Genomic DNA, 21,048 nt, shown 5'->3' on the forward strand with positions numbered 1-21,048 from the left:
GGCGAGCGGGTCGCCTGCGCTGACCGACACGTCGGTCGGCGCAGGGTGCAGGCATCACCGGTCGGCGGTGATGCCTGTTTGTTCGCGTCGACGCCTGCATCGGCCTGCGCGCCACGAGCGGCCATGCCTCGCCATGGCATCACCAGGATGCGAGCAAGGCGTCCACGCCCCGCAGGTTGGAGCGGTCGTTCCAGGTCAGCGTGTCGAGCTGTTCCAGGCGCAACGCCGGCAGATGTTCTAGCAGTGCCGCAAGTGCGGCTTCCAGTTCGATCAAGGCCAGCCGGTTGCCCAGGCAGTGGTGAATGCCGCCACCGAAGGACAAGGCACGGCCCTGTTGCCGGCGGATGTCCAGCAGATGCGGGTCGGTGAACTGCGCCGGATCGTGATTGGCCGCACCCAACATCAGGTACACCATGGCGCCCTCGTGCAGGGTCACGCCATCGACCTCGAACTCCTGCAGCACCGTGCGTGTGGCCATCTGCACCGAGCTGTCGTAGCGCAGGCATTCGAGCACCGCATTGGGCATCAGGGCGGGGTTCTGCCTGAGCAATGCCAATTGATCCGGATGCCGATGCAGGGCCACCAGCGCATTGCAGATCATGTTGGAGGTGGTTTCGTGGCCGGCGAAGAACAGCAGGATCACGTTGGAGGCGATCTCGTCGTTGCTCAAGCGGCAGCCGTTGTCTTCTGCGCGGATGAAGCGGGAAATCAGGTCATCGCCGTCGGCGCTCCGGCGCTGCTCGATCACGCCCTGGAAATAACGCTCCAACTGCAGGTACGCCGCACTGGTGGCCTGCAGCTCATCGGGCGTCATCGTCGGGTCGAACACCTTGGCCAGTGCGCTGGTGGCATGCCCCACCGTGGTGGCGTCGGCCGCATCGATATCCAGCATGCGGCAGATGATGCGCACCGGTAGCGGGAATGCGAACTCCTGCAGCACATCGCACTGGCCGTTGGCGTGGAAGCTGGCGATCAATGCAGCGGCGGTGTCGCTGGCCACCTGGCGCATGGACTCGATCTGCCGCGCGCTGAAGGCCTGGGTCATCAGGCCGCGCAGGCGCGTATGCGCCGGCGGATTGACCAGCAGGAACATGCGGCTCATTCCCTGGAACAACGGCATCTGCGGCGCATCGTCGCCATAGCGCAGGCGAATGCTCTCCAGATAATCGCGGCCCACGCGTCGGTCGCTGAGCAGGCTGTCGACCACGCCGTAACGGCCGCTCATCAGCCGGCGCTCGGCCACTTCCACCAGCGGCCCCTCGTCGCGCAGGCGCGCATAGGTGGGATAAGGGTCCTGGCGAAACTGTGGGGTAGCGAGATCGCGAAGGTGCATGGCCTGGGCTCGTGGGGCCTGGTCGCCGGGCGCGGCGACAAGGTGTGGACGTGGGGAAGATGCGAGGCGTGTGCGCCGCAACGCCCGGATTGTCGGCCGCCGTCGCGCGTGCGCCATGCCCTGGCGCGAAGCCTTGTCGTCAAACTTGAATCGATGTGCTGCAGCGATGCAGTTGCGTGATCGAGCGCGTGGTCCCGATACGCGGTTGCAGCACCTTGCGGCCGCAGGCGACGACGCGCGCGTTGGGCGCGTGCGGGCAACCGGCCGCCACCGTGTGCGTTGTTACATCCAGCGCAGTGCTCATGCAGAACAGTGTGCGCAACCGCACCATGTGCACGGGCGCGTCAGCTGCGCATCCGCACCTCGCCTGGTCATGCCGCGCCGCGTCACGCACACTGACTTGCGCCACCAGTCGTACACCTGGCAAGGGTCCGTAGCGTGGCGAAAAAGTTGCCATTGCCCTGATGCCCACAGGTGCGTTGCCAGCCTGCGCCGCATGTCGCATCGCGTTAATCATGCGCTGTGTACTATGGGCGTCCGGCCAACCGGATCAACAACGCGGTCCTGTTCCCCTCGCGCCGACCTCAGCCATGACCATGCAATGCCCGCAGGCGACGCCCGGCGCAGTGCCGTTGGCTGGGCCTGCCCGCCTCGTTCTCCCGGACACTCTCACAACGGATTGGAATGCATCACGACACCAGCCTCATCGACATCATCGCCGTCGGCCTCGCGGTCGCCTTCATCCTTGGCACGCTCGCGCAGAAGGTAAAGCTCTCGCCGCTGGTCGGCTACCTGTTGGCAGGCGTGTGCGTCGGGCCGTTTACGCCGGGCTTCGTGGCCGATCAGACCATGGCCAACCAGCTGTCCGAGCTGGGCGTGATGTTGCTGATGTTCGGAGTGGGGCTGCACTTCTCGCTCGAAGATCTGATGGAAGTGAAGTGGATCGCGGTGCCCGGTGCCTTGGCGCAGATCGTGGTGGCCACGCTGCTCGGCTGGGCGCTGGCCTGGAGCATGGGCTGGCCGCTGATCCACGGCCTGGTGTTCGGCCTGGCGCTCTCGGTGGCCAGCACCGTGGTGCTGCTGCGCGCACTGGAAGAACGCCGCTTGCTGGACACCCAGCGTGGCCGCATCGCGGTGGGTTGGTTGATCGTCGAAGACCTGGTCATGGTGCTGGCGCTTGTGCTGTTGCCGGCACTGGCGGATGTGCTCGGTACCGGCGCGCCGGCGGCGGCGCACGACGGCCAGTCCACTTCGCTGCTGGCCGCGCTCGGGTTGACCCTGCTCAAGATGGTGGCGTTCGTCGCGGCGATGCTGGTGATCGGCCGCCGGGTGATTCCGTGGTCGCTGGAAAAGGTCGCGGCCACCGGTTCGCGCGAACTGTTCACCCTGGCCGTGCTCGGCATCGCGCTGGGCGTGGCGTTCGTGTCGGCCACGCTGTTCGGCGTATCGTTTGCGCTGGGCGCGTTCTTTGCAGGCATGCTGCTCAAGGAATCCGAACTCAGCCACAAGGCCGCCAGCGACTCGCTGCCGTTGCGCGACGCATTTGCGGTGCTGTTCTTCGTGTCGGTGGGCATGTTGTTCGACCCGATGATCCTCATCGCCCACCCCTGGCAGGTGCTGGCCACGTTCCTGACCATCACCGTGGGCAAGTCGCTGGCGGCATTCCTGATCGTGCGCGCCTTCGGCCACCCGACCGGCACCGCGCTGACCATTTCCACCAGCCTGGCGCAGATCGGCGAGTTCTCTTTCATCCTGGCCGGGCTCGGTGTGCAGCTGGCGATCCTGCCGGAGACCGGGCGCGATCTGATCCTGGCCGGCGCGCTGTTGTCGATCGTGGCCAACCCGTTCCTGTTCTCATGGCTGGACCGTTGGCAGGCCAAGCAGGCGCAGGACGCACCGGCCACGGCGCAACCGGAGCTGCCGCCTGGCCCGCCGTTGCCGGCCGACGGCCATGCCATCGTGATCGGCTACGGCCGCGTCGGCAGCGCGCTGGCGCAGCTGCTACGCAGCCGCGGCGTGCCGGTGCTGGTGATCGACGACAACGGCGACCACGTGGCCAAGGCGCATGCAGCGGGAATTCCCGGCATCCGGGGCAGCGCGGCAGCGGATCGGGTGCTGGCCGAGGCCCGCCCCGAGCACGCCAAGATCGCGATCCTGGCCATCCCGCAGCCACTGGAAGCCGGCGAAGCGCTGGCCAAGCTGCGCGCAATCAATCCGTCGCTGACCTTGCTGGCGCGCGCGCACAGCGACACCGAGGTCAAGCATCTGCTCGAACACGGCGCCGACGGTGCCGTGCTGGCCGAGCGCGAACTGGCCTATTCGCTGGCCGAGATGGTGATGTCCACCCCGCCGTACCGGGCGTTGAATGTGCCGGCGTCGTGACGCCGGCGGCTTGTTTCGGTAGCGTCTAGTTCATCGCTAGACCAACTGATGCGCATGAAGCAAGGCGTCGGCGATGGAGTATGTTGTAGCTACTTTTTGCAGAGCGTTTGCGCAACGCCTTGCAAGGCGATAGGCAAGACCGCAGTCGACGCCGACATCAGCGGGCTTTGACCGGTCGATACTGACGACGGTCGCCGTAAGCGGCACCTTTGGTCTCCACATTGGCGCATAACCGGTCGCCGCATAGCACTACGTCTGCGGCGTTGTAGGCGCGCAGCAGCTCCGCACGCAACTGATTGTCGCGGATCTCCTGGCGATACTGGCTCAGTAACCATCCGCCGCCTACCAGCAACACCAGCAGACTCCCCAGGACAACTGCCGCGCCTTTCCAGAGCAGCAAGCGCTGCCCGCGTTCGATACGCTTGAGTTGATCAGACAGCGACTGCGCGCCTTCGCCGATCAAACCACCCGCTTGCTGTAGCCGCTTTTCGAACCCGGCGACAGGTTGGTCCAACCCCTGCTGGATGCTTCGAATCAACGTGTCGGGCACGCGTTGTAGCGTTTGTTCGGCCGAACGCGTCACTACGTTTGGCAGCGACTGCGCCACCTGCTCCAACTGCTGCGCAAGACGGCGTTGCAGTTGCTCCAATTCGGCACATCGGCGCTCGAACTGTTCCATCAAGGCAGCGGTCTTGCTGGCCAGCTCCATCGGGTCGTGTGTGCTCATCGTGCGTCCTGCCTTCCTGGTGATGACGATTACAGGCTGCGCGCACCGACGCGCATGGTTTCCTGCTGTTGCGACTCGGCCTGTTGCCGCTGTGCCTGCATCGCCTGCTGGGCCGCCTGTTGTTCCTGCTGGTTTACCGCCTCGACCGCCTCGGCGCGCAAGCCGCGGCCGGGCGGTTCGTTGGCCAGGGTCTGAGTCATCTGACGGAACTGATCACGGTCGCCGTTCTGTGCGGCGGCCAACATGCGGTCGAGAAATGCGCTTGGGTCGTCGTGCGCTGTCGGCAACCTACCGTGTGTCTGCGCTGCCACACGGGCATCCTGCGCATCCTGCTTGAGCGGCACCTGCCACCCCTGCGGCGCATGGCTGCGCTCGCGGTCCTGCTGAAACTGCTGCATCTGCTGCTGCCAGCTGGGTGCATCCATTTCCCGGCGCCCGGCCCCAGGCTCCACCGGACCACGCAGGTGATCGACCCCATTGCGGGCCAGCCCAGGGATTCCGCGCGAGTACAACGTCAGGCCTGACCGAAGCGCTTCCACGTCGCCGCGATACTTCTCGATCGTTGGTGAGTACTGCCGAGCAAGCTTCTGGTTTGAAGGGTCTTCCAAGACGGAGGTGTCCGCTTTGCCAGCCCCATCGACTGGCAGGAAGTTATGCATGCGATGCGATTCACCCAACCTGACAGCCGCCGAAAGCGGATCACGCGAGTCCAACGCACTGCGGTCGTTGGCGTAGTCCGCGGCCTTTAGGACAGCAATTTCCTGCGGTGTGGCATAGACCTTGACTTGGCCGTAATGGCGGCTTGCGGCGCTGACTGCATCGCCGGCCATGACATGATTGATTACATCGCTGCCGCCTTCCGGTATCCGCCGATCCAGACTGACCGCGCCGTAGGCGTCGAAGGTCTGCCCCTTAAGGCCGAAGTGATGCGCAGTAACTTGTGCCAAATTGCCACCGAGCGAGTGGCCTGCAACCGTCACATCGGGCATTGGTAGACCGGTACTGCCATGTTTTTGTTCTGCATACTTCAAGGCGCCCTGTGTAAACGCGATAGCGTCTACTACCTGCGCATTGTGGCGAGTCGCGACCATCCCACCGTCGGCCAGTGCACCGTCCAGTAAGGGCTGACGATCAAACTCGCTTCCTCGGTGGACAACCACTATTTCCCTGGTATCGGCTCTTTCGTAGATGACGCCCTGGTAGCCTGACGGCTTGTCCACGTATTGCAAACGTTGGACAAGTAGACCGCCGATATTTACAACAGCGCTTCGCTCTCCGGTATCTTCAGGCTTGTCGTAGCCATCGCGGGTCAGTGCCGCATACTGCTGGCTAGTGAGGCTCATGGGGCCGCCCTCTCCGCTTTGAGAGTTATAAGAAATAAATTACTTCGATTTGGCTCTGCGTATCTTTCAGCAGACTCTTCGCCAAAATCCACATAATCTTCCAACTTACTCCTGGGATACCCGCCTGACCAAAAAAACGTTATTTTTTGCTTAAGTTCATCAAAGTATTTTTTTTCTAGACTAGGCGCGAAAGCTGTTTCCGCCCTACTACCAGTCGCCTTCAGGGAAACACCGAGACCTCCAAGTTCCCAGTAACAGACTCCCTTGCCGTAGTAGTCAGCATCGACCATGCCATCCATATAAATCAATGCCGTGTAAGCCGTGTTGTTGATCCTCTGAAAAGCAACAGGTAACGCGTGTTCTTTTGGCTTTGTCGACATCCCCAATGAAGCATCGAATGGCGCGCACTGATCACGATTCTTCATGTCGTAGAACGCTTTAGCTGACACAGCCCCGAACGGCCCTGGCGCATTCTCAATCGTCATCGTGATCCGATAGGCCTGCTTAGGGTGCGGATTCTTCCGATAGATAGGATCGCCATCAGCGTCGCGGGCCTGCATATCCTTGGATTGCATGGTAGTCTCCTTTGCTCCGCAAGCGCACAGCAATGTGGCCAGGGAGATGCGTAGCAGTGCGGTGGAGGTGCGATACACGATTGATTCGGCCAATAGATGCTTGATACCCGAGGCTACGCCGTTTTTATAGCAGTCTCAACAAGATTCGTCAGATATTCAATTCAGCCGGCAACCATCGCCCAGCATGAACGCGATTGATAACGGAATGCGCGCATCCAACACCTCATTATCGTTGGCGTAATCAGCACGCTTCAGCGTGGCGATCTCTTGCGGCGTAGCGTATATCTCCACGCGCCCGTAATGCCGGCTGGCGGCGCTGACCGCATCGCCGGCCATTACGTGATTGATTACCTCGTTACCACCCTCGGGAATTCGCCGATCCAGGCTCGTCGCTCCGTAGGCGTTGAATGTCTGTCCTTTCAACCCGAAATGGTGCGCCGCGACCTGAGTCAGTCCGCCGCCAAGGGAATGCCCGGTGACAGTGACTTCGGGCTTATGCCCATCGCGCTTCGCTAGACGCTCTGCCAGCTCGATCGCCCGTTGTGTCAGCTCGATGGCGTCGTCGACCTGGGGATTATGACGCTTCACCACCATGCTGCCATCAGCATAAGCGCCATCTTTCAAGAGCTGTCTATCAGGCTCGGTACCGCGGTGTGCGACGACTATTTCGCGAGTATCCTTTCTTTGGTAAATAATACCTTGATAACCACTTGCACGGTCCACATACATTAGCCGCTGGTAAGGAACCCCACCAATATCGATAACCGGACTTCTTTCTCCAGTCGCGCGCGGCCCATCGTAAACATCGCGAGCAAGCGCCGCATATTGCTGACTGTTAAAACTCATGGCGATTCCTTTACAGATTGTATGGTGACCTTGAATAGGTTGTCGCGCAGCTCCTCCTTAAATGCTTCAGCACTAGGAAGCCCTGTATCCGGGTAGTCAGCCACATCCTCCTCAGGATACCCACCAGACCAAAAAAAAGCAGACACTGGTTTAGAAGCAAAAAAATTCTTCTTGTCCAGACCTGGCATGAAGTTTGTCTCACCCCGCTTACCGGTCGCCTTGAGTGAAACGCCTACCCCGCCAAAATCCCAATGGCAAATCCCCCTCCCATAATAATCCGCATCCAACATCCCATCCGGATAAACGATCGCAACGTATGTCTTGCTATCTACCCTTTGAAAAACTATTGGAATTCCGTCTTCTTTTGGCTTTGTGGACATCCCCAAAGAGGGATCTAACGGCGCACATTCATCGCGATTTGCCATGTCGTAAAAGGCTGTACCTGACACTGACCCAAACGGTCCTGGTGCATTTTCGATGGTCATGGTGATCCGATAGGCCTGCGTAGGGCGCGGGTTCCTCCGGTAGATCGGATCGCCGTCAGCGTCACGGGCCTGCACATCCTTGGATTGCATGGGGATCTCCTTTGCTCCGCAAGCGCACAGCAATGCGGCCAAGGAGATGCATAGCAGTGCGGCGGGGGTTCGATACACGATTGGTTCGGCCAATAAACGCTTGATAGCTGAGCCTACGCCGTTTTTATAACCACCTCAACAGGATTCATCGGAAACGCAATCCAGCCGCCAGCCCATCGCGCTTTCTTGACGCTCCGCCAACTCCGTTGCCCGTTGCATCAGCTCGATGACATATTCAGCATAGGGGCTATGCCGCCTAAACAGTATGCCGCCGTCGGCGTAAACACTCCCCTAGGAAAGCTTCGAGATCAGACGCACCGAATACTTCGCCGTTGTTCACTTTCTGGCAGGTGACCCGTTGATACCCGAGAAGGTAGTCCATGCACCCAAGACGCCGGCATGGATACTCACAAATTTAAACCACATGATTATTTCATCTCACCACATCAGTCCGCCCGTAAGAATCTGCGAGCGCTGCGTAATCTCGGTCAGTTAGGATCATGGCACATCCTTCCTGGCAGACAGAGTCACCTTAAACAACTCTCCACGCAACTCATCCTTGAATTCAGCAGGATCGCCTTCCCCAGCATCTGGAAAGTCTTCCAACTCGTCTCGCGGGTAGTCCCCTCCAAAATAAGTCGTCTTTTCGCCTGAACTGACAACCTAATTTTTTTCCAGACTCGGCAAACAATTCGTCTCCTCTTTCTTGCCACTTGCCTTTAAAGAGATGCCAACACCCATCAACTCCCAATGGCACACGCCCTTTCCATATAATCTGCCTCAATCATGCCCTCTAAAAAAATCGCCGTTTCATAGGCCGTGGCGTCGATTTTTTTAAAGACTGCAGGAACACTATCTTCTTTTTGCTTGGACTAGACCCCGGCAATCGGCTCAATCGGGGTGCACAGCGTATGATTAGTCATCTGATAAAAAGCCGCGCCATCCACGAAACCGAATGGTCCTGGCGCATCCTCGATGGTTATGGTTACCCGATAGGCCTGCTTTGGATACGGGTTCCTTCGATAGATCGGATTGACGTCAGCGTCGCGGGCCTGCACGTCCTTGGATTGCATGGCGGCCTCCTCTGCTCGCAGGCGCACAGTAAAGTCGCCAGGGAAATGCATAGCAGCGCGACTGAAGTGGGATATATCGTGTAGTTGGCCGATAAACGCCCTGTTTCTACAAGGCTACGTCCTTTCCTGGACAGCAACAATATTTCTACTGGCGCAACGCCAGTACTGCTACTCGAATCGGGCGACATAGCTGCACCGGTATCGATGCCTATCTCCAAATTCAGTCCAACGAGTCGAGCCACCTCTCCTGGTTACCCAAAAAGACCGAAAGACACACTTGATAATCATTCCCATCAAGCGCAGGATGAGCGCCCGTTTCCTTGGCGGCCTCTACCATGGCGCATGCAGTCGGCCTTCTCAATGCGTTGCCCAGCGTGCAGCTGTGCGAGCTGCTGGGCTGCATCGGTTATGGATTCGCGGTGCTCGATCTGGAGCATGTGCTGCGTGCGCCGGAGCAACTGGAACATGCCATCCGCGCGTGTGAGCTCTCCGGCTGCGAAGCCTGGGTGCGGGTGCCGGAGGTGGACGAAAAACTGATCGGCCGCGTGCTGGATGCCGGCGCGCGCGGCATCGTGGTGCCGCGTGCCGAATCGGCGCAGCAGATGGCCTGCGCGGTCGCCGCCGCGCGCTTTCCGCCGCTGGGCCGGCGTGGCATCACCGGCGGTCGCGTCACCGGCTTCGGCAACACCGACCTGCCGACCTATATCGCCCAGGCCAACCGCGACATCCGCATTGTGCCGATGATCGAAAGCGCCGCTGGCGTAGCCGCATTGCCCGACATTCTTGCCGTGCCCGGCCTGGCGCTGGTGATGGAAGGCGCGCTGGATCTGGCGCTGGATCTGGGCCTGGGTCCGCAACCGACCCATGCGCAGGTGTGGGAGTTGCTGCTGCAACTGCAGGCGCACTGCCGCGCGGCCGGCGTGCCGTTCTGCCCCAACCCGCGCACCGACGCGCAACGCGCGCACTGGCTGCAACAACCGGATCTGCGCTGGCTGCTGGCCGGCGAAGATCGCGCCCTGATCCAGCGCGCGTTGCGCGGCCATCTGGCCACGTTCGACGCGCCCGCCTCCCTACCCGCCTGCAGGAGCACGCCGTAGATGTCGACGTTCCGTTTCCACACCCTGACCACTGCCGTCATGGTCGCGCTCACCTTGAGTGTGTCGCCGTCGGCGTTCGCCACCGATACGCCCGATGCCGCCGGCCTCGATGGCGAGACGCCGATCCGTGCGTTGGACGCGATCCAGGTGCAGGGCAGCCTGCTCGGCCGCTCCAAACCCGACGACGTGCAACGCTATGCGGGCAGCCGCCAGGTGATCGACCGCGAGCAGCTGCGCAATGGCGGCAACCGGTCGTTGGACGATGCCCTGCAGCGCGTGCCGGGCATCAAGATCTTCGACGAAACCGGCACCGGCGCATTGCCGCAGCTCATGCTGCGCGGCCTGTACGAAAGCCGCAGCGGCCGCGTGCAGGTGCTGGAAGACGGCATCCCGCTGGCACTGGCGCCGTACGGGCAAACCAGCCTGTCGCTGTTTCCGGTGGGGCTGAATCAGATCGACCGCATCGACATCGTGCGCGGCGGCGCGGCGGTGCAATACGGGCCGAACAACGTGGGCGGCGTGATCAATCTGGTCAGCAAGGAGATTCCCAGCGACTGGAGCACCACGCTGGCGCACAAGGTCACCGCCGGCGGCCAGGGCCAGTTCCTGCAGGACAGCGCGCTCAGCAGCGGCGGCTACCTCAGCGACAATTTCGGCATGCAGGTCGATGCCAATCGCACCTACGGCGATTATTGGCGTGCGCATAGCGACACCGACATCAGCAATCTGCGCGTGCGTGCGGAATGGTGGCTGGACGACACCAAGTTGCTCAAGGCCAGCGTGCAGCGCTACCTGGTGGACATGGATCTGGCCGGTGCCCTGAGCCCGGCCGATTATCGCCGCGACCCGCGCCAGGCCACGCGCCCGCTGGACACCTTCAACGGCCGCACCACGCGCGCGTCGTTGAGCTATGAGCAACTGCTGGGCGACTGGGGCCCGCTGCAGGACGTGCGCCTGGACTGGACCAACTTCAGCGCGCGCAGCAGCCGCAACTTCATCGTCGGCATGCGCCAGGCCGCCACCGAAACCTGGCGGTCGGACCTGCCGCCGCAACTGCGCCAGACCGCACCGCGCGACTTCCGCGTGGTGGGCAGCGAGCCGCGCCTGAGCTGGAGCATGGGCAGTGCCGGCGGCGTGCGGCAGCAATGGACCGCCGGCGTGCGTGCGGTGCGTGAGGACATCGATTTCCTGGTCGGCAACCTGCGGCTGCGCGATGGCCTGTTCACCACGGTGCGCGACTGGCAGTTCGAAGACCGCGCCCTAGCGGCGTACGTCAGCAATGCCATTACCCTGCCGGACGAGCGCCTGACCATCACGCCCGGCCTGCGCTACGAGCGCCTGGATTCGCGCTATTTCAACCGCGCCACCGGCGTGAGCACGCTCAACCAGACCCGCGACGTGCTGCCGGGGCTGACGGTGGGTTTCCAGGCCAATGAACAGTGGTTCCTGTATGCGGACGGGCAACGTTCGATGCGCGCACCACAGGTCACCCAGATCATCTTCGGCAACAATCTCGATGCCGAGTTGGCGTGGAATTACGAAGCCGGTACGCGCTATCAGCCCAACGACCGTACTCGCATCCAGGTCGGCGCCTACCTGATCGACTTCGATCAGCAGATCCAGCTGGACAACACCACCCGCGTGTTCCGCAATCTGGGCAAGACCCGCCACCAAGGGGGCGAGGTGGAACTGCAATGGAGCCCCGAGAACCTGCGCGCGCTCACCCTCAACGCCGGCTATGCATATCTGGATGCCAGCCAGGAATCAGGGCCATTCCGTGGCTTGCGCGTGCCGTTTACCTCACGCAATCAGATCACCTGGGGCGGCACCTACGCGCTCGGTCATACCACTGTCGCGCTGTCGGGGTACTACTTCAGCAAGGCCTTCAGCGATGCCGCCAACACCGTGCAGGAAAACGCCATCGCCTCGGTGGGCCAGCTGCCGGCGTACATGGTGTGGAACACGCAGGTCAGCCATACCTTGTTCGAACGCGATGGGCAGAAATTCAGCGCCTCGCTGGCGATCAACAATCTGTTCGACCGGCAGTACTGGTTCCGTGGCGTGGACACCAGCCCGTGGGGCCGTCAGGCCGCGCCCGGCCGCACCGTGACTGCCGGCCTGGAGTACACGTTCTAACGATTGCGCCCGGTGCGCGGTGCTGGCCGCAGCAAGGCGCACGCGGCGTAAGACGCGTTGCGGTTCTGCACCGGCACGCACAGCTGGCCGATGTCGGCATCGCTTGATCTGCGTCGCTGCAGCCACCCGCAGCGGCACGACGCGACCACTGTACAGGGGCAGTGGTCGACCACGATGGCCATGGCGCTCACGCCATCGCCATCGCCCACCACATGGCGTGCATGAGGCACGCATCAGCGCCGCAGCATGCGGCAGTGCGATCGCTGGATCGCAGGCCACCCAACGCCCGTTCGCGGCGCCAGGCAGCCCGTTTCCCTATCGGTTTCCCCACCGCCCTGTCGAACGAGAGCTGCCATGAATGCTGTACCCGACGCCCCCCTGGTGATCCTCACCCATGTCTGCCACCCGGCCATCACCGATGGCTTTTTGCCGGCCGCGCACGCGCAAGGCATTCCGGTGTGGCTGCTGACCGACCATCGGCTCGATCACCTGGCCTATTTCCGCGACCACCCCACGCATGCGCCGCAGCGGGTGATCGAATGCGACGTGTTCAATCCGCTCGGCGTGCTGGATGTGCTGCACGACGCCGCACTGCGACCACGCGCGGTCTTCAGCAACAGCGATCATCTGCAGACCAGCACGGCGCTGGTTGCGGCAGGCCTGGGGTTGCCGGGCAAGGATTGGCAGGTCTGCTACGCGGCCAAGAACAAGGCCGCGATGCGGCAGCGCCTGCGTGCACGCGGCCTGCCCTCGCCGTGGTTCTGCACCCTGGCGCCCGGCGCCGCGCCACCGGACGAGATCCCGTGGCCGGTGGTGGCCAAACCGCGCGAAGGCGTGGCCAGCCTGGATGTGCGCCATTGCGCCGATGCCACCCACCTGCAGGACTATCTCGACGAGCTCTGGCAGCGCCACCCGCAGCGCACCGTGCTGCTGGAAGGCATGTTGCAGGGGCCATTGTTCACGCTGGAAACGCTGGGCGACGGGCAGACGCTGCAGGCCATCGGCGGGTTCAGGGTGCGCCTGTCGCCGCCACCGCATTTTGTCGAGTGCGAAGCGCAGTGGGATGCCCGGGTCGATACCGCCGTCGTTGCGCAGGCACTGCAGCAACTGCGTGCCTTCGGCGTCAACTTCGGCCTGTGCCATAGCGAATTCATCCTCACCGACCAGGGCCCGGTGCTGGTGGAAATCAACTACCGCAGCATCGGCGACCGCCGCGAATTCCTGCTCGACGGCATGTTCGGCGGGCACTGGTTCGCCGCTGCGCTGGCGCCGCATCTGGGCCAACCGCTGCCGCAGCTGCGCAGCGAGCGTGCGCATGCCCTGCTGCGTTACTACGTGGCCGAAACGGAAGGCGAGCTGGTCACCGCCAGCGAAGACCGCCGCCATCGCGACGCGCACAGCGACGTGCAGTACCGGCGCATGCGCGCACCGGGCGAACGCATCCAGCTGAGCCACTCCAACAAGGATTACCTGGGCGTGCTGAGTGCGGTGGCCAGCGATGCGCAGGCGCTGGAGCAGGCGGTGGTGCAGGCCGAGGCGGGTCTGCACTGGCGCATCGACACCGCGCAGGTGCACGCATGAGCCGCGCCGACGACCAGCGCTACATCGCCACCCGCATCATCGACGCCTGCCTGCGTGAGGATCTGCGCGGAATCGTCAGCCGCGGCCGGGCGGCCACGCCCGACCCGGGCGTGCTGGCGCAGTGGCCCGACCCCGGCCCGGTGGACGGTTGGTGGCGCATCACGCATCTGCCCGGCGGCACGTTGTGGCTGCCGATCCACCACGGCGGCGTGCTGCAGGACTTCAGCGCCTGCAGCGATCGCTGGGTGGTGCAGACGGCCGACGCTGCGCAGCTCGAACAGGGCGCGCGGGCCTGGCTGCAGCGCATGGGCGCCGAGCTCGATGCGCAGACCTTGCAGCTGCACCGCGCCTATGCCGACGAGGCTGACTGCGCCGCTGCACACCGCGGCCTGGCACGCCAGGCCTATGACGCGCAGGCACCGGCGCTGGCCACCGCCCTGCAGCACGCAGACCCGGCCGAACGTGCCTACCGTTGCGACCAGCTGGCCAGCTACCGCGACCACCCGTTCTATCCCACCGCGCGCGCCAAGGCCGGGCTGGAAGCATCGGAGTTGCGCGACTACGCGCCGGAGTTTGCGCCGACCTTCGCGCTGCGCTGGCTGGCGATCCCGCATGCACTGGCCAGCTGCACCAGCACGCCGCCGGCCGCGCTGTGGCCGGACCTGGCCACGCTCGGCCTGCCGCCGGCGCTTGCGCACACCCACCTGGCCTGGCCGGTACATCCGCTGGTATGGGAGCGACTGGAACAGCCCGGCTTCGAGCTTCCGGCCGGTGCGGTGCGTGCACCGCGGGCATGGCTGCAGGTGCGCCCCACCCTGTCGGTGCGCACGCTGGTGCCAGTGCAGCAGCCGCACCTGCACCTCAAGCTGCCGATCCCGATGCGGACGCTGGGCGCACTGAACCTGCGTCTGATCAAACCGTCCACGCTGTACGACGGGCACTGGCTGGAGCGCGCGTTGCGTCGCATCGATGCGCACGATAGCGCCCTGCGGGGCCGGTGCGTGTTCGTGGACGAGTCGCATGGCGGGCACGTGGGCCAGACCCGGCACCTGGCCTATCTGGTGCGGCGGTATCCGCCCCTGGATGACGCCACGCTGGTGCCGGTGGCCGCGCTGTGCGCGTGGCTGCCCGATGGCCGGCCAATGGCGATCCACCTGGCCGAGCAGTTTGCCCACGGCGACGTGCAGGCCTGGTGGCGCGACTACACCGAGTTGCTGCTTGCGGTGCATCTGCGGCTGTGGCTGCGCTACGGCATTGCATTGGAAGCCAATCAGCAGAACAGCGTGCTGGTGTATGCCCACGGCCAACGCACCCGCCTGCTGATGAAGGACAACGACGCCGCGCGGATCGCCATGCCGCAACTGCGCGCCCGATTGCCGGACATCGACACACTGGGCCCGCTGCACGATGCGCGGATTGCGGTGGACGATGCGCAGGCGCTGGCGCAGATGTTCTGCACCATCGTGCTGCAGCTGGATCTGCAGGCGGTGCTGGAAGGCCTGGCAGAGTGGCAGCCGGCGCTGCGCGCGCCGCTGGCGGCGCAGCTGCAGGCGCAACTCGCGCGGACGCTTGAACACCTGCACGCCGAAGGCATCGATACCGCGCCCGCGCGTGACCTGCTCGCCATGCCCCGGTTGCCGGTGAAGTACCTGCTCAGTGCCGGCAGCCTGCTCAGCAAGCAGCTCACCGGGGCGAGCGACATCAACAAGTTCTACGGCAACAGCGCGCCCAATCCGTTCGGCACTGCGTTTGCGCAACAGCCGCGCCATCAGGCCGGTGGTGGGCGATGAAGCGCATTCTCGGCCCGGTGCTGGCAGCGCACTATCTGGCCGCCTTCACCGCCCTGGGCATGCCGCTGTTCCTGCCGCAGGTGCTGGCCGAACTGGCACCGGGCGCGGCGGTGGGCTGGAGCGGCGTGCTGTACGTGCTGCCGACGCTGTGCACCGCGTTGACGGCCGGCACCTGGGGGCGGCTGGCCGACCGCTACGGGCGCAAGCGTTCGTTGCTGCGCGCGCAGCTGGGGCTGGCGCTGGGGTTTGCCATCGCCGGCTTCGCACCATCGCTGACCTGGCTGGTGGTTGGCCTGGTCGTGCAGGGCGGCTGCGGCGGCTCGCTGGCCGCGGCCAACGCCTATCTGGCCAGCCAGCCGCAGGCCGGCCCGTTGGCGCGCGCACTGGACTGGACCCAGTATTCGGCACGGCTGGCGATGGTGAGCGCACCCGCACTGCTGGGGCTGGCCCTTGCCTTGGGCCCGGCGCAATCGCTGTACCGCGCGCTCGCGCTGCTGCCGCTGATCGCATTCGCACTGACCTGGCGGTTGCCGGCGGATCACCCGGCTCCACGGCCAGTGGCCGCACCAATCGCCGCGTCGGGTCCGGCGCCATTGCAGGCCACTCCAGCGTCGTGGCCTGCGCTGCTGCTGGCGCAGTTCCTGTTCTGTTTCGCGATGGTGGTGACCTTCCCGTATTTCATTCCCTACGCACTCGCGCGTGGCGCCGGCCACGATGCGCTCGCCGGCCTGCTCTACAGCCTGCCGCACCTGGTGTACCTGGTCGTGCTGCCGTGGTGGCGGCGCGGCGATGGCCACGCATGGCTGATGCCCGGGCTGTTGCTATTTGCGCTTGCCTGCCTGTGGCAGGCGCTGCTGCACGACGCCATCGCGCTGGTGGCGGCGCGGCTGCTGTTCGGGCTTGGCATGTTGCTCGGCCTGCGTGGGCTCAACCGCAGCCTGGCCCTGGTCGCCAGCGGCCACGGCGCCGGGCGCCTGTTCGGCCGGTTCGATGCCTGCGGCAAGTGGGCCGGCGTGGCCGCCGGCGCCGGCGCCGGTGCGCTGGCCCAAGCCGCCGGCCCGGCCAGCCCTTTCCTGGCCGCCGCGCTGGCGGCCGCCGCTGCTGCGCTCACCGTCCTGGTGCGCTTTCCTTCGAGGAGATCTGCCGATGTCGCTGCACACGATGCATGACCCCTGGTACGACAGCATGGCCGACGCCCAGGCCTGCAGTTGCTGGTTGAACTGCTACCTGCGCGAGTTCGCCATCCCGCAACATGCCGCCGATTTCGATTACCGCGGGCTGGATCGCCCCGGCCCGCGGGTGGCCGAACAGCGCTGGCTGCGCATCGCGCTGGGCGCCGCCGGCACGCTGTGCGTGCGCATTGCCTATGCCGACCGGCTGGGCCGCTGCCGGTTTGCGTCCACGCCGTTTCTCAAGAGCGCTGGCCAGCCGTGGCAGAGCCTGGATGCGCACGCCCTGGCACGCTGCCTGCTGCAATCGCTGGGCAGCAGGCAGGCGGTGAATCCGGAGCTGCTGGCACAAAGCGCCAACAGCGTGGCGGTCACCGCGGCGTTGTTGCGGCAGGCCCAGCACAGCGCGGCCAGCGGCGAGGCCATGATCGATGCGGAGCAATCGATGCTGTGGGGGCATGCGCTGCATCCCACGCCCAAAAGCCGCGAAGGCATCGCGCTGGAGCAGGTGCTGGCCTGCGCCCCGGAAGCGCGCGCGCAGTTCCAGTTGTTCTGGTTCCGCATCGACCCGCGCCTGCTGCGCGTGCAGGGCCAGGACGTGCGTGCCAGCTTGACGCAACTGTCCGGCGACCCGGCGCTGTATCCCTGCCACCCGTGGGAGGCGCAACGCCTGCTGGACGACCCCTTGCTGCGCACGCTGCAATCGCGCGGCCTCATCGCACCGGTCGGCCTGCGTGGCGCTGCACTGCGCCCCACCTCGTCGGTGCGCACGCTGTATCACCCGGCGCTGGAGTACTTCCTCAAGTGCTCGGTGCATGTGCGACTGACCAATTGCGTGCGCAAGAACGCCTGGTACGAACTGGAAAGTGCGGTCGCCCTCACCGCGCTGCTGGCGCCGAGCTGGCAAGCGTTGGCCGCGCAGGTGCCCGGCTTCGATGTGATGCTGGAGCCGGCGGCAACTTCGCTGGATGTGGCGCAGGTCGATCGCGCGTTGTACGACGCCGACCCGCACGCCGCACGCAACCTGTCGGAGAGCTTCGGCATCCTGTACCGCAAGACCATCCCCGCCGCGCAGCGCGCGCACTGGCAGCCACAGGTGGCGGCAGCGTTGTTTACCTGCGATGCGCAGGGCAATAGCGTCTGCGCCCGGCAGCTGCAGGCGCTGAGCCGTACGCCGATGGATCGCCGCACCGCCACACGGCGCTGGTTCGGCGCCTATGCCAGCGTGTTGCTGGACGGCGTGTGGAGCGCGTTATTCCAGCACGGCATCGCCCTGGAGCCGCATCTGCAGAACACCGTGATCGGGTTTGCCGACGGGTGGCCGACGCGGGTGTGGATTCGCGACCTGGAAGGCACCAAGCTGCTTGCCCACCACTGGCCACCGACACGGCTGCACGGCGTCGGCGAGCGCGCGCGGCAATCGCTGTATTACACGCCCGAACAAGGCTGGAACCGCGTGGCCTACTGCGCCCTGGTCAACAACCTGGCCGAGGCCATCTTCCATCTGACCGAGGGCGACGGCACGCTGGAAGCGCAGCTGTGGCACTGCGTGGGCGAGATTGCCGTGCGTTGGCAGCAGCGCCACGGCGCACAGCCCGCGCTGCAGGGGTTGATCGACGGCGCGCCGCTGCCGGGCAAGAACAATCTCGGCACCCGTCTGTTGCAACGCGCCGACCGTCAATCCGACTACACCGCCCTGCCCAATCCCATCGCGCCGCTCGTCCGCGCACGGCAGGTGGCGGCGTGAGCCTGCAGATCGACACGGGCCGCGTCATCGCTGCGTTGCCGCAACTGCGCGCCCGCAGCGATGGCCCGGTCTGCGCGTATGTCTACGATCTGGCCGCACTGCACGCGCATGCGGCGTGGATGCGCGCGCAGCTACCGGCACCGTGCGAGCTGTTCTACGCGGCCAAGGCCAATGCAGAGCCACCGATCCTGCGCACGCTCGCGCCGCATGTGGACGGCTTCGAGGCCGCATCCGGTGGCGAACTGGCCTGGCTGCATGCACAGCAACCACAGGCAGCGCTGCTGTTCGGCGGGCCCGGCAAACTCGACAGCGAACTCGCCCAGGCGGTGGCCCTGCCCGACTGCAGCGTGCACGTGGAGAGTCTCGGCGAGCTGCAGCGCCTGGCGGCCATCGCCGCGGCTGCCGGCCGCTGCGTGCCGGTGTTCCTGCGCATGAACATCGCCGTGCCCGGCGCCAAGAGCACACGCCTGATGATGGGCGGGCAGCCCTCGCCCTTCGGTCTCGACCCGCAGGACCTGGACACCGCCATGCAGCTGCTGCGCGCAACGTCGGCGCTGCGCCTGGAAGGGTTTCATTTTCACCTGATGTCGCATCAGCGCGATGCCGGCGCGCAGCTGCACCTGATCGCCGCCTACCTGCGCACCGTGCAGCAGTGGCGACATGCCTACGGTCTCGGGCCGCTCAGGGTGAACGCGGGCGGCGGCTTCGGCGTGGACTACCTGACGCCGCAGGCCTCATTCGACTGGGCCGGCTTCTGCGCGGGGCTGCCGGCGTTGTTGCGCGAGCACGGCGATGCGGTGCGCCTGCGCCTGGAGCCGGGCCGCTATGTCAGCGCCAGTTGCGGCTGGTACCTGATGGAAGTGCTCGACCTCAAGCGCAGCCACGGCGCCTGGTTTGCAATCGCGCGCGGCGGCACCCATCACTTCCGCACGCCTGCCGCGCAGGCGCACGACCACCCGGTCCGCGTGCTGCGCGGGGTGCACCCGCCGGTCATCAGCGACACCGCAGTCACCCTGGTCGGCCAGCTCTGCACGCCCAAGGACGTACTGGCCCGCAACCAACCCGTTGCCGCACTGGCCCCCGGCGACTGCCTGGCCTTTCCGCTGGCCGGCGCCTACGCCTGGAATATTTCGCACCAGCAGTTCCTGATGCACCCGCCACCGCAGCAGCTGTTTTTGCCGGTGGCGGGTTGATGGGGACCGCACACGATGCCCGCCATACGAACGCACGTCGCACTGGGTCCACCTTGCATGCTGCCCGGAGTTCCAATCACGCGATGCAGTAACTGTGCGCAGTTGTTGCCACCTCCGGTTTGGTCAGCGGGTCCTCGACCTGGCCGCGCCCACTGCGCTGACGTTGTCGCACGCCGCAGCAAGGTGGTCCGCACGCTCATGCGTCGGACACGCCAGCCTCGGCAAAGGTGGCCATGCCATTGTGCAAGGCGCAGGCGCTGCGCAGCAGCGGAATCGCCACCGCCGCGCCGCTGGCCTCGCCCAGGCGCAGATCCAGCTGCAGCAGCGGTTCGGCATCGAGTGCGCGCAGCAGCGCAGCGTGACCGCGTTCCTGCGAGCGATGCCCGAACAGCAGCCATTCGCGCACGCCAGGGTTGAGACGAGTGGCGACCAATGCCGCAGCGGTGGAAATGAAGCCGTCCACCAGCACCGGGATGCCGGCCTGCGCAGCGGCGATATACGCACCGACCAGGGCGGCGATCTCGAAGCCGCCGAGCCGGCGCAACCGTTCCAGCGGGGTGGCGGCATCGGCGTGCACAGCCAGCGCACGCGCGATCACCGTGGCCTTGTGCGCGATGCCCTCGGCGTCCAGACCCGTGCCGGCACCGGCCATCGCCTGCGGAAATTGTGACAGCAAGGCGCAGCTCAGCGCGGCGGCGGCGGTGGTATTGCCGATCCCCATCTCGCCGCCGACGAACAACTGCGTATCGCAACTCCTGGCCTGCGCGATGCTCTCGGCGCCGGCGGCAAGCGCATCGCGCAACTGCGCGTGAGTCATCGCCGGCTGCTCGCAGAGATTGGCGGTGGACGGCGCGATCCACGCACGTCGCACCCGTGGCAGCTCGCCCGGGTCGTTCACCACGCCCAGGTTCACCACTTCCAGCCGTGCGCCGAGCTCGCGCGCCAGCACCGCAATGGCTGCGCCGCCGCGCGCGAAGTTGCGCACCATCTCGCCGGTGACCGCCTGCGGAAAGGCCGAGACACCTTCGGCGGCAACGCCATGATCACCGGCGTACACCGCAATCCACACCCGCTGCACGGTGGGGTGCGCGTTGCGTTGCCAGGCGGCCAGCTGCACCGCCAGTTGCTCCAGCCGTCCCAGCGCGCCATGCGGCTTGGTCAGCTGTTCCTGCCGCGCCAGCGCCGCAGCGCGCACGCGCGCATCCGGCGTTGCGCATGTGGCAAGGATCCAGTCGCTAGTCACACCGCTTCTCCCTTCAGCACCATGGGCCAAACCTGCCACCACCAGCAAGCCCGCACTGTAGCGCCAACGCCTGGCGCCGCCGGGCGGCTTCATCGACAAAACGAGGCGTGAGTTCGCCCGGCGGTACATCGCCGTGCCCGACCGCGTTGCTGACCAGCACCCCCTGCCGCGCAACTGCGGCAGCGGTGTGCAACATGTCACGTTTGCGCAGGCAGGCACCCCGCATCCGGGTGGCCCG

Annotated in this window: 15 protein-coding genes and 1 pseudogene; 8 read left to right on the top strand and 8 right to left on the bottom strand. The window is 65.2% G+C overall.

Features of this window, described 5'->3' with window-relative positions; genetic code table 11:
* Positions 1-139 precede the first annotated feature (139 nt).
* Entirely contained in the window at positions 140-1,333 is a 1,194-nt protein-coding gene (locus tag OZ10_RS00960) for a cytochrome P450 (protein ID WP_039405633.1), read from the bottom strand.
* 684 nt (positions 1,334-2,017) lie between these two features.
* Here OZ10_RS00960 and ybaL point away from each other — a divergent pair.
* Positions 2,018-3,715, top strand: a complete 1,698-nt coding sequence (gene ybaL / locus OZ10_RS00970) for a YbaL family putative K(+) efflux transporter (RefSeq protein WP_039405630.1) — start codon at positions 2,018-2,020, stop codon at positions 3,713-3,715.
* 157 nt (positions 3,716-3,872) lie between these two features.
* Here the strand turns inward: ybaL and OZ10_RS00975 are convergent, their stop codons facing one another.
* From OZ10_RS00975 to OZ10_RS23095, 6 genes and pseudogenes are all read right to left on the bottom strand, one after another.
* Positions 3,873-4,442: a hypothetical protein gene (locus OZ10_RS00975; protein WP_039405629.1), complete on the bottom strand. Its 570-nt coding sequence runs from the start codon at positions 4,440-4,442 to the stop codon at positions 3,873-3,875.
* Between the two features lie 29 nt (positions 4,443-4,471).
* The gene (locus OZ10_RS00980) at positions 4,472-5,785 is read right to left on the bottom strand and encodes a DUF6792 domain-containing protein (protein ID WP_039563701.1); all 1,314 of its coding nucleotides are present in this window, start codon (positions 5,783-5,785) and stop codon (positions 4,472-4,474) included.
* Positions 5,782-6,360: a hypothetical protein gene (locus tag OZ10_RS20475; protein ID WP_068835605.1), complete on the bottom strand. Its 579-nt coding sequence runs from the start codon at positions 6,358-6,360 to the stop codon at positions 5,782-5,784. Before OZ10_RS20475 ends, OZ10_RS00980 begins: the two co-directional genes overlap by 4 nt.
* Positions 6,361-6,519: 159 nt before the next feature.
* Positions 6,520-7,206, bottom strand: a pseudogene (locus tag OZ10_RS00985) (Tle-like phospholipase domain-containing protein); the annotation flags it as partial.
* Positions 7,203-7,781, bottom strand: coding sequence for a hypothetical protein (locus OZ10_RS20830; RefSeq protein WP_081419207.1), 579 nt, complete (start codon positions 7,779-7,781; stop codon positions 7,203-7,205). The gene OZ10_RS20830 and the pseudogene OZ10_RS00985, both read right to left, overlap by 4 nt.
* An 872-nt stretch (positions 7,782-8,653) precedes the next feature.
* Complete coding sequence (locus tag OZ10_RS23095; RefSeq protein ID WP_236726933.1) at positions 8,654-8,854, bottom strand: hypothetical protein; 201 nt, start codon at positions 8,852-8,854, stop codon at positions 8,654-8,656.
* Positions 8,855-9,189: 335 nt separating this feature from the next.
* On the opposite strand from OZ10_RS23095, the gene OZ10_RS00995 reads away from it, so the two are divergent.
* From OZ10_RS00995 to OZ10_RS01030, 7 genes are all read left to right on the top strand, one after another.
* Positions 9,190-9,951 (top strand): HpcH/HpaI aldolase family protein, encoded by a 762-nt coding sequence (locus tag OZ10_RS00995; protein WP_039405625.1) that lies wholly within the window; start codon positions 9,190-9,192, stop codon positions 9,949-9,951.
* Positions 9,952-12,087, top strand: a complete 2,136-nt coding sequence (locus OZ10_RS01000; protein ID WP_039563702.1) for a TonB-dependent receptor family protein — start codon at positions 9,952-9,954, stop codon at positions 12,085-12,087. It abuts the gene before it with no gap.
* 354 nt (positions 12,088-12,441) lie between these two features.
* Positions 12,442-13,668 carry an ATP-grasp domain-containing protein gene (locus OZ10_RS01010; RefSeq protein WP_039563703.1) on the top strand — a complete coding sequence of 409 codons (1,227 nt, stop codon included), beginning with the start codon at positions 12,442-12,444 and terminating at the stop codon, positions 13,666-13,668.
* On the top strand, positions 13,665-15,458 hold the full coding sequence (locus tag OZ10_RS01015) for an IucA/IucC family protein (protein WP_039405615.1): 1,794 nt from the start codon (positions 13,665-13,667) through the stop codon (positions 15,456-15,458). Before OZ10_RS01010 ends, OZ10_RS01015 begins: the two co-directional genes overlap by 4 nt.
* A complete protein-coding gene (locus OZ10_RS01020) occupies positions 15,455-16,627 on the top strand; it encodes an MFS transporter (RefSeq protein WP_039405612.1) in 1,173 nt (390 codons plus the stop codon). Before OZ10_RS01015 ends, OZ10_RS01020 begins: the two co-directional genes overlap by 4 nt.
* Positions 16,605-18,374 carry an IucA/IucC family protein gene (locus OZ10_RS01025; RefSeq protein WP_039405610.1) on the top strand — a complete coding sequence of 590 codons (1,770 nt, stop codon included), beginning with the start codon at positions 16,605-16,607 and terminating at the stop codon, positions 18,372-18,374. The genes OZ10_RS01020 and OZ10_RS01025 overlap by 23 nt, the downstream gene beginning before the upstream one ends.
* Positions 18,371-19,567 carry a type III PLP-dependent enzyme gene (locus tag OZ10_RS01030; RefSeq protein WP_039405606.1) on the top strand — a complete coding sequence of 399 codons (1,197 nt, stop codon included), beginning with the start codon at positions 18,371-18,373 and terminating at the stop codon, positions 19,565-19,567. Before OZ10_RS01025 ends, OZ10_RS01030 begins: the two co-directional genes overlap by 4 nt.
* 196 nt (positions 19,568-19,763) lie before the next feature.
* On the opposite strand, the gene cobT is transcribed toward OZ10_RS01030, so the two are convergent.
* Positions 19,764-20,810 (bottom strand): nicotinate-nucleotide--dimethylbenzimidazole phosphoribosyltransferase, encoded by a 1,047-nt coding sequence (cobT, locus tag OZ10_RS01035; RefSeq protein WP_039405707.1) that lies wholly within the window; start codon positions 20,808-20,810, stop codon positions 19,764-19,766.
* Positions 20,811-21,048 lie beyond the last annotated feature (238 nt).

Origin of the sequence: Xanthomonas cannabis pv. cannabis, assembly GCF_000802365.1 — a bacterium.
Taxonomy (GTDB): domain Bacteria; phylum Pseudomonadota; class Gammaproteobacteria; order Xanthomonadales; family Xanthomonadaceae; genus Xanthomonas; species Xanthomonas cannabis.